Below are 14,997 nucleotides of genomic sequence, written 5' to 3'. Positions count from 1 at the left end.
TCTCCAGGTGTTCGAATGAGGTAGAAGTCAATTCATCGCGAAGCCGCCGTTGACCGGCAGCAACTGGCCCGTCACGAAACGCGCGGCGTCCGAGAGCAGGAACAGCACAGGGCCGTTCACGTCGTCGGGTACTTGCGCACGCGTGAGCGCGCGGCCCTTCAGGTAATACTCGTGACGCTCGGCGGGAACGTAGGCGGTCGCCTCGACTTCGGTGAGGCCGGGCGCAATGGCGTTGACCGTCACGTTGCGGCCGCCGAATTCGCGGGCGAGGGAACGCGTCATCGCAATCACCGCGCCCTTGCTCGCAACGTAGGCAAGAAGCTTCGGTGCGCCCCACAACGCTGTATCCGAAGCGATATTGACGATGCTTCCGCGCCCCGACTTCGCGAGATGCGGCAGGCATGCCACACTCATCAGCCATGCGCCGCGCACGTTGACGTTCATGACGGCATCCCAGGTCGCGGGCGTCAGCTCTTCCGCGGACTTGCCGCCCGAGTTGGTGATCGCGGCGTTGTTGATGAGGCCGTCGATACCGCCGAGCGTCTGCACGCTCGCCGCCACGCACGCTTCGATGCTTGACGGGTCTGCCAGATCGAGCGCGATGAAATGCGCGTCGTGGCCCGCTTCTCTGAGCGATCGCGCGAGCGCTTCGCCTTCGGCATGCAGGACATCGCCGAAAGCGACCCGCGCGCCTTGTTTGGCGAGCGCCGTGACGAACGCTGCGCCGAGTCCGCGAGCGCCACCGGTCACGAGTACGCGGCGGCCTTTGAGCGCGTCACGCATGAACGTGCTCCGCGTCCTTTGCACTCGTTTCCAGCGCGGCCAAATGCTGCTGCGCGCGTTGCTTCAGAAGACGCCGAACGCGCGTCATGCCGACATCGTGCTGATAGAGAAATTCGTGATCGCGCGCGTTGGGCGCAAGGCTTTCGAGCACGTAGCGGTCTTGTTCCAGCACGGCCCAGTGCAGCCCTTCCAGACGATTGCGATACAGGAAACGCCATGCGTCGCGCTGCCAGCCGGACACCTTGCGTGTGCGCCAGAAGTAGACCTGGCAGTTGTCTTCGTCCACGGGCGTCGCAAAACCGATGATGCCGAAGTTGCCGCCCGGGCCGAACTTCTTCTTGTAGGGAATAGCCAGGCGCATCCACAGACAGCCGGTTTCGCCGAGTTCCACCCAGTCGAAATTCACGTCGCGCTGATTCACCTTTTCGAACATGAGACCGGTGTCGGTCTTGCGCACGCGCATGTCGGCCTGCTTGTCGCCTTCGGCCATCGAATGCGAGGTCGCGTGAAGATATGCGCCGTGCATCGGGTCCATGACGTTATCGATGGCGTACTGGTAATTGCACTTCCAGTGCGACATGCAAAGAAAGCTCGCGTATTCCTCGCCGACGAGTTCTTCCGGCAGCACGAGCGGCGCGGGTTCCTGATTGGCGTCGTCGCCGAACCAGAGGAAGATCGCGCCGGCGCGCTCTTCCACCGGATACGACTTCACGCACTTCTGTCCTTCGAGCGGGCACGCGGAAACGGCCGGCACTTTCTGCACGGTGCCGCTGCCATCCACTTCGATACCGTGATACCAGCACGCCACGCTGCCGCCGAGATTCCACCCGAGCGACAGCCGCGCGCCGCGATGCGGGCAGCGATCTTCGAGCGCATGTACATGGCCTTCGTTATCGCGCCACAGGACGATCTGATCGCCGAGACGCGTGAGCCCGATAGGCGCATTCGCCACTTGCCAGCTCGGCGCCACGGGATACCAGTAATTACGCAGACCGCGATCCAGATAGCGCTGGACGGGATCGGCGGTCGAGATTTGCTTGAGGGACGTCATGGGGATCTGCTCCGGATTCGATGTCGTTTTGTCAGTGCCGCCGCGTCATTCCGCGAGCGTGCGCAACTCGGCGGCGAGACGCTCGGTGGTCCAGGCCGCGCCTTCCGGCGTGCGAAAGCCATCCTTGTTCAAGCCTGCGGCCACCTGATCGAGTTCCAGCGCACCGGCTTCGAACACGCGTTCGAGGGCATCGCCGAAATCGTTCTCGTACTGGGTCGGTTCCGCCTTGCGCGTCTGCCAGACGAAGTTTTCGGTTTGTCCGGGCTGCTCGATCACGCCCTTGCCCGCGACGTTATTCGGTTGCGGCGCGAGCCACGGCTTGAGATGCGGATTGAAGCTCACGATTTTTTCCATGTCACGCCACCTTGATCTGGATTTCTTCACCGGCCAGACGCACCGAATACATCTTCAGGTCGCGTCCGCCGGGCTCTTTCATGCATTTGCCCGTGGGGATGTGAAACACCGCTTCGTGCAGCGGACATTCGACGGTGTCGCCATCGATAAAACCCTGCGTCAGCAGCGCATACGCGTGCGGGCAGACGTTTTCGAGCGCATACACCTCATCGCCGACTTTGTAGATGCCGATTTCCGCGCCGTCGTCGAGTTTGAACTCGATCGGCGCGTCTTCCGACAGGTCGCCGGCATGACCGGCGCAACGCCACTGTTCTGCCATCTCTCACCTTCCTTGGGATCGTATTGCGTTCCACCTAAGGAACATCAGTTTATGTATGGGCATTATAGGAGTGCTTTTGCTGCGACAAAATAAAAATCCGCCGCTCTAGGTGAAAACACTGAAGCTGCGTCTTAAAAATGTGCATCCCTCTCACTAGCAACGCGCCTAGCGTGCGCTTTGACCTTGATTCAGAAGCATTTTTCCTGCCGGAGCTACAGTTCTTCAGCCCCGTTTGACGTTGCCGACCGCGTCGCAAAATTATTATTTCCGCGCTAAAAACCTCACTATACTTTCCATAGGCAGGACGTTGATCCATATATGGAACACAACCATGGATCGGCGCGATGCCTTCCGAAGCACGGTCATCGAAGGCCGTCCGGGTTGCGGTCAAGCGCTATGAAACGGCAAAGGAAAGAAGCGGAACGGGTCCGCTCTTGAACCACACGGTTAGGAGGACGAAGGGTGAAGCACATCATCGCAGCGGGGCTGCTCGGAGCCGGGATCGCAACCGGCGCGGCGGCGCAAAGTACAGTGACGCTTTACGGCAGCCTCGATGCCGGGATCGCGTACGTGAACAACGTGGGCGGACATCCAAAGTGGATGGAAGAGCAGGGCAACATGCAGCCGGATCGTTGGGGCTTTCGGATCGTCGAGGATCTGGGCGGCGGGCTTAAGGCGGTGGCGCAACTCGAAAACGGCTTTTATACGAATACCGGAACCTTCGCGAAGGCCAACACGCTGTGGAATCGGCAAGCCTACCTCGGTCTCGATCAGAACAACGTGGGCACGCTGACGTTCGGGCATCAGACGCCATTCAGCTTCGACATGCTCGGACCGCTTTCGACGGCCTATCTCGCGGCAAGCTGGTACGCGTTCCATCCGGGCAATCTCGACGAACTCGCCGATACGGGCGTGGTGCCGTACGACAACTCGGTCAAATTCCGCTCGGCGAACTTCTATGGCTTTTCCGCCGGCGCGATGATGGGCCTAGGCAACACGACGAACTTTTCCACGGGCAGGAACCTCGGTTTTGGCGTCTCGTATGCAAACGGTCCGTTCAAGGCGGCCGCGACTTACGCGAACGAGCATAACCGCACCCCGTCCATCGTCACGACGGGCATCAACACCTTCCAGGGCGTTGCATCCGCGAGTTACGTGGCGGACAAGCAGGAAGTGATGGGCGCGGGCGCGTCATACGAGATCGGCAAGTTTCTCGTGCATGGGCTTTATACGCGTGTGAAGCTGGAATCGAATGGCTTCTCGAACACGTTCCAGTCCTACGATGCCGGTCTCACCTACAAGCTCATGCCCGACAACTGGATCGCGGGCGGCGCGGCCACCACGACTTTCGCGGGCGGACGCTGGACGCAATTCGAAATCGGCGAGATCTATTTGCTGTCGAAGTCCACGCAGCTATACGTCAATGCGCTCTACGAGCACGCCACGTCGGGCGCCAAGGCGGCGTTCTTCACGGCGGGCGTGTCGAGCACGGCCAATCAGGTGATCGTGCTCGCGGGCATTCATCACTCGTTCTAGCGGGAGAGGAGCCGCGCGGTCGGATCGTCGGGCGATGGGCGGTAGTTCAGCCGCGCGGACAGGTCGATGGCCGCGCCGCACACCGCTTCGATAAGCGGGCGCTTCTCCTCGTCCCGCCCGATGTCTGAGCGCGGCACGGTCGCCGTGACGGCCGCAACGATAGCACCCGCGCGGTCGCGCACCGGCGCCGTGACCACCGAAATGCCGCGCTCGAACGACGCCTCGCTCAGACCATAGCCAAGCGTCGCGCACTCGCGGACGCGCTCGTACAGTTCATCGACGGTAACGGGCGTGCGGTCCGTGTACTGCTCGAGCCGCTTTTCCGGATAAAGCGTGCGAAGCGCCTCGCGCGTCAGGTCGCCCATGAGTACGTGACCGTGCACGGTCGCATGAGCGGGCAGGCGCGTGCCGACCTGCACCTTCACCGAACTGAACATGCGCTCGTGACTCTGTGCCTTGGCGATAAAGACCACGTCACACTGATCGCGGATCAGCAGATGCGTGGAAAGGCCGGTGGCATCGCGCAGGCGTTCAAGCAGCGGTGTGCCAAAGTCGGTCAGTTCGAGCGAGTTCACATATTCGAAGCCGAGTCGCAAGACCGCGACGCCCAGCCGGAAATTGCGGTCGCCATTCACGCGTTCGAGAAAGCCGAGCGATTCGAGCGTCTGCAAGAGGCGAAACGTGGTCGTGCGCGGAATGCCGATGCGGCGCGACAATTCCGGCGCGCCGAGCACCGGCTCACGCGCCGAAAATTCAGCGAGAATGCGCAGGCCTCGTTCGAGCCCTGGCACGAGATAGTTGGCGCCTGCCGTGGACGCGTCCGCTTCCCCGTCGGGGCGGAAGTCCGCGTCGGTTTCATCTTGTCTGCCTGAAGCCATGATCGGCGGTCGTCTTCATTGTTATTCGAGAGATGGCAATGATAACGCGCGGGCTGACTAGGCAGGCCGATCGTCGAAAGTGCGCGTTTGCGATTCGACCTGCGCGCCCCCCGATATCGAGAGCACCGAAAAGGTGCTTTCCACGCTTTTCACAAGCGAATGTCGGTACTTCTTTCATATAAAAATCATTTTCAAACCGAACCGCTCTTTCCCAGGAAACGTTTGCTCAGGATTTCTTGCGACCTGCCGATAAGTGAATCAGGCGCCTTGTTCTCCTTGGTTCTTCTCCGTGTGGGCGGAACGCGCCGATGCCAATGGGGCAACGCACGGTCTTAAGGACCCGTGCCTTGAATCGAATCAACGCGGGCGAGATTAATGAGTGTAACGACCAGGTTAAATTTCACGCCGCGTGCATTGCGGCCGCCCGCGCGCGAGATGCCGAGCGTCGGTGTCGAACACGCGCCGCCGCCTCGACGGCCCGACGGCTTGCCGACCTGGGTCATCGTCGTGGCATGCGTCGCGGCGTTCGCGGTCGTCGCCGTGCTGGCGATGGTTCGCATCGACCTCGAAGCGCAGTTTTGCCTGGCGTTCGCCACGCTCGCCGTGATGGTCGTGCTGCGCCGCTCGCGTTTCATCGAACACACGCGGCTCTTCTTCCTCTTGTGTTCCGCTTTCCTTTCGATGCGCTACGTCTGCTGGCGCACCACCTCGACACTTGGCTATAACGGTTTCGCCGACTTCATCCTGATGATGATGATGTACGGCGCGGAGCTCTACGGCATCGTGCTGACGCTGGGCGGTCTGTTCGTCAATAGCCGGGCGCTGGAGCGCCCAGGCGTGCCGTTGAACCGCTCGGCCGGCCCGCTGCCGACCGTCGACGTCTACGTGCCTTCGTACAACGAGCCGCCGGAGATGCTCGAGATCACGCTGCGCGCCGCACTCGACATGCGCTATGACCGCGAGCGCGTGAACGTTTACTTACTCGACGATGGCGGCACCGAACAAAAGCGCACGCAGACCGATCCGGTCAAGGCTGCCGCCGCGCAGGAACGCGCCTTGACGCTCTCCCTGCTCGCCGCGCGGCATGGCGCACAGTACTTGAGCCGCGAGCGCAACGAGCACGCTAAGGCGGGCAACATCAACGCGGCGCTCGCCAAAACCAGCGGCGAACTCATCGTGATCTTTGACGCCGATCACGTGCCGACCGCCGATTTCCTCGAAAAGACCGTCGGTCATTTTCAGCGCGACAGTGAGCTGTTCCTGTTGCAGACGCCGCACTTTTTCAGCAATCCCGATCCGCTCGAAAAGAACCTCGGCATGTTCGGCAAGATGCCGCCCGAGAACGAGATGTTCTACTCGGTGATTCAACGCGGTCTCGACTTCTGGAACGCATCGTTCTTCTGCGGTTCGGCGGCGGTGCTGCGCCGCAAGTGTCTGATGGAGATTGGCGGCATTACGGGCACGTCGATTACCGAGGATGCGGAAACGGCGCTGGTGCTGCACGCACGCGGCTATCGGAGCGCCTATCTGAACGAACCGCTGATCGCCGGATTGCAGCCGGAAACCTTCGCGAGCTTCGTCGTTCAGCGCGTGCGCTGGGCGCAGGGCATGATCCAGCTTCTTCTCTTTCGCAATCCGTTGCGCATGAAAGGGCTCAAGCTCGCGCAGCGCATCTGTTACTTTTCAAACGCGTTCTTCTGGTTCTTCTGCTATGCGCGCGTCGTGTTTCTGCTCGCGCCCGCACTGTATCTGCTGTTCGGTTTGCAGTTCTATAACGCGACGCTGCCCGAGTTCTTTGCATACGGTCTGCCGCAGATGGCCGGCGTGATCCTCACGACGGATTATCTCTTCGGCAAGTATCGCTGGACGCTCATCTCCGAAGTCTACGAAATGCTGCTGTCGTTGTTCTCGCTGCGCGGCGTGATCGCCGTGCTGCTCAATCCGCGCGCGCCCACCTTCAACGTGACGCCCAAGGGCGAGCAAAGCGACGCGGATCAGATCTCCGAACTCGCCGGGCCGTTCTACGCGATGTATCTCGGCGTGCTGATTTCCGCCATCGTCGGCGTATGGCGTCTGATCGACGGCGCCACGCAGCGCGGCGTGATCGCTTCGTCGGTTGCGTGGAGCGTGCTGAATCTCGTGCTGCTCAATGCGTGTATCGGCGTGCTATACGAACGCCGTCAGCGCCGCGTCGCGCCGCGCGTACCCGCCGACATTGCCGGCACGCTTCTGCTGCCGGAGTCCGCCAACACGGATGCGGCAACACCCGTCCGCTCGTTTTCTCCGGCGTTCGGCTGCCATATCGTCGATCTCTCGGCAGGCGGCGCGAAGCTCATCGTGCCATTCGACGCCGAGTCTTCCATTCCGCGCGGGTCGCCCGCGACGCTCGATGCCTTCGATGCCGCGCGCGGTTGCCACAGCCAGTTGCCGGTAATCGTGCGCGGCGTGTTCGAGCGCGGCGACGGCACGTGCGCGGTCGGCGTCGAGTTCGCCGATCGCAGCGTCGAAGGCTTGAGCGACCGCGTGTCGCTCGTCTATGGCGACAGCGGCCGCTGGCGCAGCTTCCGCGACGGCCGCAACAAACGCATCGGCATCCGGCGAGGTCTCGGCCTCGTCGTGCGGCTCGGCACCGTGCACGCGCTCGCGCACTACCGGACCTTTTTCACCGCGCTCCTGCGCTATGTCGCGAAACGGTTGTCGCAGCGACGGCGTGATCTGCGTGGCGTCGTCACGCAAGCGAAGTCTTGACTGGATCTTCACCATGTTTGCCATTCGAAAAACCATGATTGCCGGCTGGGCGGCGTGCGCGATTTTCGGCGCGACGGCAGAGGCGGCATCGCATGCGCCGAAAGCCGCATCCGCGCCGCTCGCGGCCAATGCCGACGCCACCGCCAACGCGACGGCGGCATCGTCGCCCGTGTCGCTTGCGACCTACGCGAATCTGTCGGGCCCGATGCGTATCGTCGGCGCGTCCGCTTCACGTTCGGTCAGCGTGCCCGTGTCTGCGCGTGAAGCGGTGCGCGGCGCGACGCTGCATCTGGTCGCGTCCAACTCGGTGTCCTTGCTCGGGGAACGCTCGCAGCTCGTCGTGCGCGTCAACGATCGCGCAATCGCACAGTTTCCTCTTTCGCCGCGTCAGCCGGAACTGACTGCCGACATTCGCGTGCCCGCCGAACTGCTGCGCGCCGGTTATAACAATTTGACCTTCCAGGTCGCGCAGCATTCGACCGAGAACTGCGAAGAACCGAATGCGCCGGAACTATGGACCGAAGTCGATACCAGCGCGTCGACCTTTGCCGTCGATACGGAATTGCGCCCGCTCACCAGCACGCCGCCGCAGCTTGCCACGCTCGACGATCTGATCGATCCGAAGCAGAACGCGCAGCGCTCCATCGCGATCGTCAACGCAGTCCATCCGGTGACGGACTCGCAGCTTTCGAGCGGCGGTCTGCTTGCTCAGGGCGTCGCGTTGCGGCTGCGTTACAGGAATGCCGATCTGCGCGTGCTCGATGCGCAAGCGGGCGAGGGCGCGGGCATGTTGCGTGGCCTCGATCTCGCGTCGCTCGCCAACGCCGACGTACTCCTGATCGGCAAGCGCGACACGCTTGCGCCGTATCTCGATGCAGCCATGCTGGAGCGTATCGGCGGCGCGTTTCTCGGCGTCTATCCGAAGCCCGACGATCCGCGACATTTCGTGCTGCTCGTCGCGGGACGTACCGATGAAGAAGTGAATCTGGCCGCGCGCGTGTTCTCGCACGCGGAACTGCCGCTGCCGCGCCGCGCCGAAATGACGGCCGACGGTTTGACGGAAGCGCGCATGGACGGCGCGAAGGGTGGTGACGCGCTGTCCGGCACGAAGCCGTACTCGCTGCGCGATCTGGGCTTCCGCAGCACGACGCTCGGTGTGGGCTCAAGCGCCGATGTGACACTGACCTTACCCGCCGATGCCTACGCGCCGGAAAACGCGCAGGCCGTGCTGACGCTCAACTTTGCCGAAGGCGCGCGCATGCGTTCGGACTCGGTGCTGAACCTGTACCTGAACGACCGCTTCGTGCAAGCCGTCGCGCTGGATCAGCAGCAGGGCGCGGTGGTCAACCGCTATCGCGTGTCCGTGCCGTTGCAGCGCTTCCAGCCGGGTGCCAACGTGCTCTCGCTGCGCCCGGTGCTCGTGCCGCTCGTGACCGATCGCTGCACGCTGCGTCAGTCGGCCAATCTGCAACTGTCCTTGTTCGACGATTCCTCCATCGAGCTGCCGCCCATGCTGCACTTCACGAATCTGCCGGACCTTCGGCGTTTCGCGGAAAGCGGCTTTCCATACACGCGCCGCGCCAATGGCGCCGATCTCGCGATTCAGCTCAACGCGCGCGACGACGACACGCTGAACGCCGCGTGGTCGCTCCTCGGCAAGCTCGCGCAGAAACAGGGCAGGCCGCTGACCGCCGCGCAAATCACGGCGGGCGTGCCGGGCGTGGGCCGGCAGACCATCGTCGTCGGCGCGGGCGCCGAGTTGCCGCGCGCGGCGCTCAACGGCGCGCCGTGGGCGCCGGGCAAGTCCATGCGCTTTGCGAGCAACGAGCCCGCACCGGCCGAGCCCACGCTCGCCGACAGCATCTGGGCACGCGTGGCGGGCGTGTTCGGCAAGCCGGCCTACGCGGCGGACATCGCGCCCGACATGGTGCTCGACGGCGATATGAAGTTGTCGCGTCAATTGCTCGTGATGCAGTATCGCAGCGCCGCGAGCAAAACCACCGCGACGACCACGCTTTTAACGGCCGCGACGCCTGCCGAGTTGCTGCATGGCGTGCAGCAGCTGATCGCGCCGCAGCACTGGGGATCGCTCGATGGCGACGTGAGCGTCGTCAGCTTCGACAGCGACGCGCTCTGGACGACGCGCGTGAGCCGTCGCTACGAAGTCGGCGAGATCGGCGCGTTCGATCATATCGGCTACGAAGTGTCGGCGCATCCGTGGATGGCTTACGGCGTGCTGGCCGGGGCGCTTGCGATGCTCGCGGCGCTCACGGCGTTGCTGTTGCGTCGTTATCACCGCAAGCATCATGTCGATTCGAGAAGCTGATCGGCGCAATGCGCTCGCCGAATTGCTCGTGCGGGAAACGGCCATGTCGATGAGCGTCATCGGTCCGCGCGATCCATACAGGATGGGCCGCGACATCCCGCGCCACCGTGCGCGCTTTACACCGGCCGTAGGTGCGCGGCTCGCGACGGCATTGCTTTGCGTTGCCGCGTTGCCGTCCGCCGCGGTCGCGGCAGGCGGGCAGGGGAACGTGGTTTCGGCGGAGCGTGGCGTCATGCCGGGAGTGGCCGCGAGTGCGGCTAACGCGGCCAGTTCAACGCGTGCGCCAGGCGTGAAGGGCGCAGCGAGTGCGGCAAACGCGAGGAACAGCGCGAACTCGACGAGCACCATCAAGGAAGTCCAGCAACAAGCTCAAACGAACGTTCTCGTGCACGCAATGCCGCGCACGCCGTCCGGCGATCCGACGGCGGCTCACGCTTCAAGCATGCGCACGCCCGCCACCAAAGCGCCCGGCGCGCCCGACGAGCGTCCGCTCTGGAACCTCTTGCACGCAAGGCGCCTCGCCGATTTCGACGCGATGCTCACACGCGTCGAGCGGCGTTTTCCTGCGTGGTCACCGCCCGCGAGCCTCGTCGCAGAACGCACCCGTCAGCAGCGTGACGCGCAAATCCAGCGCTCGCTCGCGGGCGATGTCGCCTTGCTGCGCGCGCAGATTGCCAGCGACCCCGATGCGTTCGGCTGTGCGCACATCGACCGTGCATGGCGAGCGGGCGAACTGCTCGCCGCCGCGGGCGATGACAAAGCGGTCTACGCGCTCTATCGGCCGATAGTCGCCGCTTGCACGTCCGATGTGAATCGTGTGGTCACGCTGCAGCGCGCGACGCAGCAGTTGCCCGCCGCACAGGCCGACGCATTGATCGACATTGAATGGAAGCAAGGGACTCGCGGCGAGCCCGCCGCACGCGATTTCGCGCGCCTGCGCAATGCGCGCGTGCTCGATGCATCATCGACATGGGCGACGGACGCGGCAAGCACGAAGCGCACGCTCGCCGAACTCGCGCCGTCGATCCGCGACTCGCGCGATGGGCCGTCCGCCATGCGCGCGGGCTGGCTCGAACTCGCACAGAACGACTACGTCGCAGCCGCGCAATGGTTCGAATTCGCGAGCGACTGCGACAAAGCGACCTTGAACGACGCGATGCTGGGCCTCGCGCAAGTACGCATGGCGCAAGGCGATCTCGATGATGCCGAGCGCCTGATCGAGTCACCCTCGCTCGCAACCGATTCGCGTACGCGTGCGCTGCGCGCGGAAGTTGCCATGGCGCGTGCAAGCGATGCGTACCGGCAAGCGCGCTATCGCGATAGTCTGACGGCGCTCGACGCCGCGCAAGACGCGGGCGCGGCCGATGAACGCGTCGAGCCGTTGCGCGGCTGGAATTTCTTTGCGCTGGGCGACTATGCGCAAGCGGAGCGCGTGTTCGAGGCGAACTATCAGCAACATCATGACGACGACAGCGCCGAGGGCATTGCGCTGAGTGCGAAAGCGCAAGGGCGTGGTCATCGCGCGACGCGTACCGAAAGCGCCGATACGGGGCCGTTGCCCGCGTACACCGCGGCGCTCGACGCGCAGCATCTCTATTACCAGAAGCAGTTCGTCGAAGCAGAGCGCATGTGGCGCAATGCGATTGCGGGCAACGCCGACGCGCAGCGCATCGCGCACTATCTGCCCGCCGATCTCACCGGCATCGACGCGCCGTCGATCACCGCCGGTTTGGGCTGGGCGAATCACGCGGGCACGCGCGGCGAGAACCGCTTGACGGTGTTTTCGCCGACGCTCGATGCCGAATGGTTCGACGCATCGCGCTCATACGAACTGCGCTATCGCCAGTTGTTTCTGAACAGCGGCACGGGCAACGTCAACGCCGAAGAATTGCAGGGCAAGCTCACACAGACCGTGCGTCTGGGCGACGATCGCCTCGACGTCCATGCGATGGCGGGCGCCACGCAGGGCGGACCGTTCGGCGCATCGTTGCAGGGCGAGGCGGGCGTCGGCCAGACGACGTCGTGGGGCGCGTGGTCGGCCTATGCCGCGGCGCTGCCGGTGCGCGATTCGCTGCTTTCCTGGCGCGGCGAGACCGTGCGTCTTGACGGCACGAATCCCAACGCGAACGTCTTCGAATGGGGCCGCGTCACGCGTGCCACGACGGGCGGCAGCGCGCGCTGGCAGATCGGTGAGCGCTGGAACGTCAGCGCGGGCGGTCATCTGGACTGGCTGACGGGCCATGAGGTCCAAGGTAACGAAGGCTTAGGCGTCGATGTCGCGGCGAGCTACGACTTGCGTGCGCCGGGCTTCGACTATTTGAGCATCGGGCCTGCGCTGCATTACCTGGGCTATCGGCGTAACGAGAACTTCTTCGTGCCGACGCAGGGCGGCTATTACAGTCCGCAGAGATCGACCAGCGTGGGCGCGGCGCTTCAGTTTCTATCGAAGGAAGGCCGGTCTTGGCAGGTCTCGGGAAACATTGAAAGCGGCTGGAATTATTCGAAGCAATCGATGGGGTCATGCTCGACGACCGAGGCCGCGAAACTGGGCGTGGTGATCGATTGCAGCGGCAGCAACGATCGCGGGCCTTACGCGCACGTTCAACTTGCGGGCGCGCTGCAGGTGACTTCGCGCTGGCAAGTGGGTGCGCTTGCCGATGTCAACGTAACGCCTGGACGGGACCGGCAAATTGCCGCCATTGCATACGTGCGGTACTTTTTGTCGCCGCGCAGCGCGGTGTTCAGTCGTGATTTGCCGCAAAGTGCGCGGAATTCGAGGCTGGCGTTTGATGAATCGCGGTGATGCGGTTGGGGCTTCGGCACGTCGGTCACGGTTTGTGGGCGATCGGCGTGTCGATGACGTTTCGCGCGACCGTTTTGATGATGGATTTGTCCGCTTCGGCGCGACGAAGTTGATTTGCGCTGGCGGTTGTCGTGGTGCTTTGGCTGAAGACAGACGAGCTGATAAGGCGGGCAACTTATTACTTTACATAACACAAATTAGCAAACTTTTTGTTTGTAGCGGCAATATCCTGATGTCGTGCTCAGGGGCTGCGGCAATCATTTGAATCTGGCCTCGATATTGGTTGCTGGCCACACGCTCAGATGTCGCGCCGTGGCCAAGCTAGCATCAAGTCCACGCCACGTGCACCCGGTCCAGATCCCGATCCAACTGATAAGCCGCGCTGATCAAAGCCAGATGCGTCAGCGCTTGTGGAAAATTACCCAGCGCCTCGCCATTGGTCGCCACTTCCTCCGAAAACAACCCCACATGGTTCGCATATGCGAGCATCTTCTCGAACACGAGCCGGCCTTCATCCACACGGCCGGAGCGCGCCAACGCTTCCGCATACCAGAACGAACATGCGCTGAAGCCGCCTTCCAGGCCCGGTAATCCATCGAGCGTCGAGCCGCGTGTATAGCGAAAAATCAGCGGATCGACACGTAATTCGCGGCCGATTGCATCGAGCGTACCGACCCAGCGCGGATCTTTCGGACCGATGAAACGCACGAGCGGCATCATCAACGTGGAGGCATCGAGCGTCGCGGAACCCGGCGTCTGCACGAACGATTTCAACTCCTCGTTCCAGAACTCCTCGTGAATGTCGCGATGAATCTCATCGCGCGTCTTGAACCACTTTGCAAGCGGCGCAGGCAGCGAACGCTTCTCCGCGAGCCGCAACGCGCGATCCACCGCGACCCAGCACATGAGCCGCGAATGCAGCAACGGACGCGTGCCGTTGCGAAACTCCCAGATACCGTGATCGGCTTCGCGCCAGTGCTCGACCACGTAGTCGACGGTACGCGTCACATGCTTCCAGCCTTCATACGAGATAGCCGCGCCGTACTTGTTGTAGAGATATAGCGAATCGAGCAACGCACCGTAGACATCGAGCTGCATCTGCTCGCGCGCCTCGTTGCCGACCACGACCTTCGCCTGCGTGGCTTCGGCGAAGTTCCTGAGCTCCGCTTCTTCGAGCGCGGTTTCACCATCGACGGCATACATCACGCGCAAGGAGCCGTCCGAACTGCAATCGCGATTGCGCTCGCCAATCCATTTCATAAAGCGTTCCGCTTCGCCCGTGTAGCCGAGTCTGAGCAGCGCATAGACCGAGAACGCGGCATCGCGTATCCATGTAAAACGATAGTCCCAGCGACGCGATCCATCTTGCGACTCCGGCAAGCCGAAGGTCGGTGCGGCAACGATAGCGCCGAACTCGTCCGAGCTGAGCATCTTCAACGTGAGGGCCGAACGCAACACGACTTCGCGGTAACGTCCGCGATACGTCGATCGCGACGACCACTCCTTCCAATAATCGATGGTCTCGGCAAGGATGCTCTCGAAGTTCGATTCGAGCTTTTGCAAGTCGTCGCCTGCGCCGAGCGCGAAGCATGCGGAGTCGCCAGCCTTCAATTCGAGCGTGGCGTGAGCGTCGTTATCCTGGATGTCCAGCGGGACACTTGCCAGCAACTGGACGGACGCGGTCTTGTCGTCCGGAATGAATTCGATGCCCTTCGTCACTGCGCGCGCGCCATGGCGAATGCGCGCGTAATCGAAGCGCGGCGCGCAACGCACATCGAGCGTCATGGTTCCATGAATGAGCCGCACGATACGCATGACGCAGTTGGGCACGGCATCGACTCTCGCCTCGCCCGATGGCACCGGCATGAGATCGAGCAATTCGCATACGCCATCGTGCGTCATGAAACGCGTGAGCAGCACGTTCGTTTCGGGCAGATACATCTGCTTGACGTTCGCCTGCTCCTCTCTTGGCGTGATCGCGAATGCGCCGCCGTGCTCGCCATCGAGAAGCTCGGCAAAGAGCGTCGGCGAATCGATGCGCGGAAAGCACATGAAGTCGATGGCGCCGCGCAACGACACGAGAGCGGACGTCTTCATGTTGCCGATCATGCCGCGTGCATCGATGGGAATCTTTTTAGGCGGAACTTCTTGGGATGGATGGCCCATGAGAATGCCTTTGGCCTGACTTCAGCCTGTGTG

General features: G+C 62.9%; 11 protein-coding genes. 5 read left to right on the top strand and 6 right to left on the bottom strand.

Annotated features, from left to right (window positions below):
- Positions 1-27: 27 nt before the first annotated feature.
- From NCT04_RS18320 to NCT04_RS18305, 4 genes are read right to left on the bottom strand one after another with little or no spacing between them, the layout of a single operon-like run.
- Positions 28-783 carry an SDR family oxidoreductase gene (locus NCT04_RS18320; RefSeq protein WP_250467006.1) on the bottom strand — a complete coding sequence of 252 codons (756 nt, stop codon included), beginning with the start codon at positions 781-783 and terminating at the stop codon, positions 28-30.
- A complete protein-coding gene (locus tag NCT04_RS18315) occupies positions 776-1,834 on the bottom strand; it encodes an aromatic ring-hydroxylating dioxygenase subunit alpha (RefSeq protein ID WP_250467004.1) in 1,059 nt (352 codons plus the stop codon). The genes NCT04_RS18320 and NCT04_RS18315 overlap by 8 nt, the downstream gene beginning before the upstream one ends.
- Positions 1,835-1,879: 45 nt before the next feature.
- Positions 1,880-2,188 carry a recombinase-like helix-turn-helix domain-containing protein gene (locus NCT04_RS18310; protein WP_250467002.1) on the bottom strand — a complete coding sequence of 103 codons (309 nt, stop codon included), beginning with the start codon at positions 2,186-2,188 and terminating at the stop codon, positions 1,880-1,882.
- Between the two features lies 1 nt (position 2,189).
- The gene (locus NCT04_RS18305) at positions 2,190-2,507 is read right to left on the bottom strand and encodes a non-heme iron oxygenase ferredoxin subunit (RefSeq protein ID WP_250467001.1); all 318 of its coding nucleotides are present in this window, start codon (positions 2,505-2,507) and stop codon (positions 2,190-2,192) included.
- Between the two features lie 462 nt (positions 2,508-2,969).
- Here NCT04_RS18305 and NCT04_RS18300 point away from each other — a divergent pair, with 462 nt between their 5' ends.
- Positions 2,970-4,043, top strand: coding sequence for a porin (locus NCT04_RS18300; protein WP_250466999.1), 1,074 nt, complete (start codon positions 2,970-2,972; stop codon positions 4,041-4,043).
- Here the strand turns inward: NCT04_RS18300 and NCT04_RS18295 are convergent.
- Complete coding sequence (locus NCT04_RS18295; RefSeq protein ID WP_250466998.1) at positions 4,040-4,921, bottom strand: IclR family transcriptional regulator; 882 nt, start codon at positions 4,919-4,921, stop codon at positions 4,040-4,042. The two genes, NCT04_RS18300 and NCT04_RS18295, sit on opposite strands and share 4 nt — an antisense overlap.
- Positions 4,922-5,296: 375 nt before the next feature.
- Here NCT04_RS18295 and bcsA point away from each other — a divergent pair, with 375 nt between their 5' ends.
- The 4 genes from bcsA to NCT04_RS18275 are packed head-to-tail and all read left to right on the top strand — an operon-like array spanning position 5,297 to position 13,063.
- Positions 5,297-7,669, top strand: a complete 2,373-nt coding sequence (bcsA, locus tag NCT04_RS18290; RefSeq protein ID WP_250466996.1) for a UDP-forming cellulose synthase catalytic subunit — start codon at positions 5,297-5,299, stop codon at positions 7,667-7,669.
- Positions 7,670-7,682: 13 nt separating this feature from the next.
- Positions 7,683-9,995, top strand: a complete 2,313-nt coding sequence (locus tag NCT04_RS18285; RefSeq protein WP_250466994.1) for a cellulose biosynthesis cyclic di-GMP-binding regulatory protein BcsB — start codon at positions 7,683-7,685, stop codon at positions 9,993-9,995.
- The gene (locus NCT04_RS18280) at positions 9,976-12,798 is read left to right on the top strand and encodes a cellulose synthase subunit BcsC-related outer membrane protein (RefSeq protein WP_250466992.1); all 2,823 of its coding nucleotides are present in this window, start codon (positions 9,976-9,978) and stop codon (positions 12,796-12,798) included. Before NCT04_RS18285 ends, NCT04_RS18280 begins: the two co-directional genes overlap by 20 nt.
- Positions 12,785-13,063 (top strand): hypothetical protein, encoded by a 279-nt coding sequence (locus NCT04_RS18275; RefSeq protein WP_250466990.1) that lies wholly within the window; start codon positions 12,785-12,787, stop codon positions 13,061-13,063. The genes NCT04_RS18280 and NCT04_RS18275 overlap by 14 nt, the downstream gene beginning before the upstream one ends.
- Before the next feature lie 62 nt (positions 13,064-13,125).
- On the opposite strand, the gene NCT04_RS18270 is transcribed toward NCT04_RS18275, so the two are convergent.
- A complete protein-coding gene (locus NCT04_RS18270) occupies positions 13,126-14,964 on the bottom strand; it encodes a glycoside hydrolase family 15 protein (RefSeq protein WP_250466989.1) in 1,839 nt (612 codons plus the stop codon).
- Positions 14,965-14,997: the final 33 nt, after the last annotated feature.

The organism is Caballeronia sp. GAFFF2 (assembly GCF_023631485.1).
GTDB lineage: Bacteria > Pseudomonadota > Gammaproteobacteria > Burkholderiales > Burkholderiaceae > Caballeronia.
Note: the sequence above shows the minus strand (reverse complement) of the source record. Positions and strands in the feature narration are given on the sequence as shown.

Coding starts and splice junctions, on each gene's coding strand:
- NCT04_RS18310 (WP_250467002.1), bottom strand. CDS start 2,188: ATGGAAAAAATCGTGAGCTTCAATCCGCATCTCAAGCCGTGGCTCGCG.
- bcsA (WP_250466996.1), top strand. CDS start 5,297: ATGAGTGTAACGACCAGGTTAAATTTCACGCCGCGTGCATTGCGGCCG.
- NCT04_RS18270 (WP_250466989.1), bottom strand. CDS start 14,964: ATGGGCCATCCATCCCAAGAAGTTCCGCCTAAAAAGATTCCCATCGAT.
- NCT04_RS18275 (WP_250466990.1), top strand. CDS start 12,785: ATGAATCGCGGTGATGCGGTTGGGGCTTCGGCACGTCGGTCACGGTTT.
- NCT04_RS18305 (WP_250467001.1), bottom strand. CDS start 2,507: ATGGCAGAACAGTGGCGTTGCGCCGGTCATGCCGGCGACCTGTCGGAA.
- NCT04_RS18315 (WP_250467004.1), bottom strand. CDS start 1,834: ATGACGTCCCTCAAGCAAATCTCGACCGCCGATCCCGTCCAGCGCTAT.
- NCT04_RS18285 (WP_250466994.1), top strand. CDS start 7,683: ATGTTTGCCATTCGAAAAACCATGATTGCCGGCTGGGCGGCGTGCGCG.
- NCT04_RS18280 (WP_250466992.1), top strand. CDS start 9,976: ATGTCGATTCGAGAAGCTGATCGGCGCAATGCGCTCGCCGAATTGCTC.
- NCT04_RS18295 (WP_250466998.1), bottom strand. CDS start 4,921: ATGGCTTCAGGCAGACAAGATGAAACCGACGCGGACTTCCGCCCCGAC.
- NCT04_RS18320 (WP_250467006.1), bottom strand. CDS start 783: ATGCGTGACGCGCTCAAAGGCCGCCGCGTACTCGTGACCGGTGGCGCT.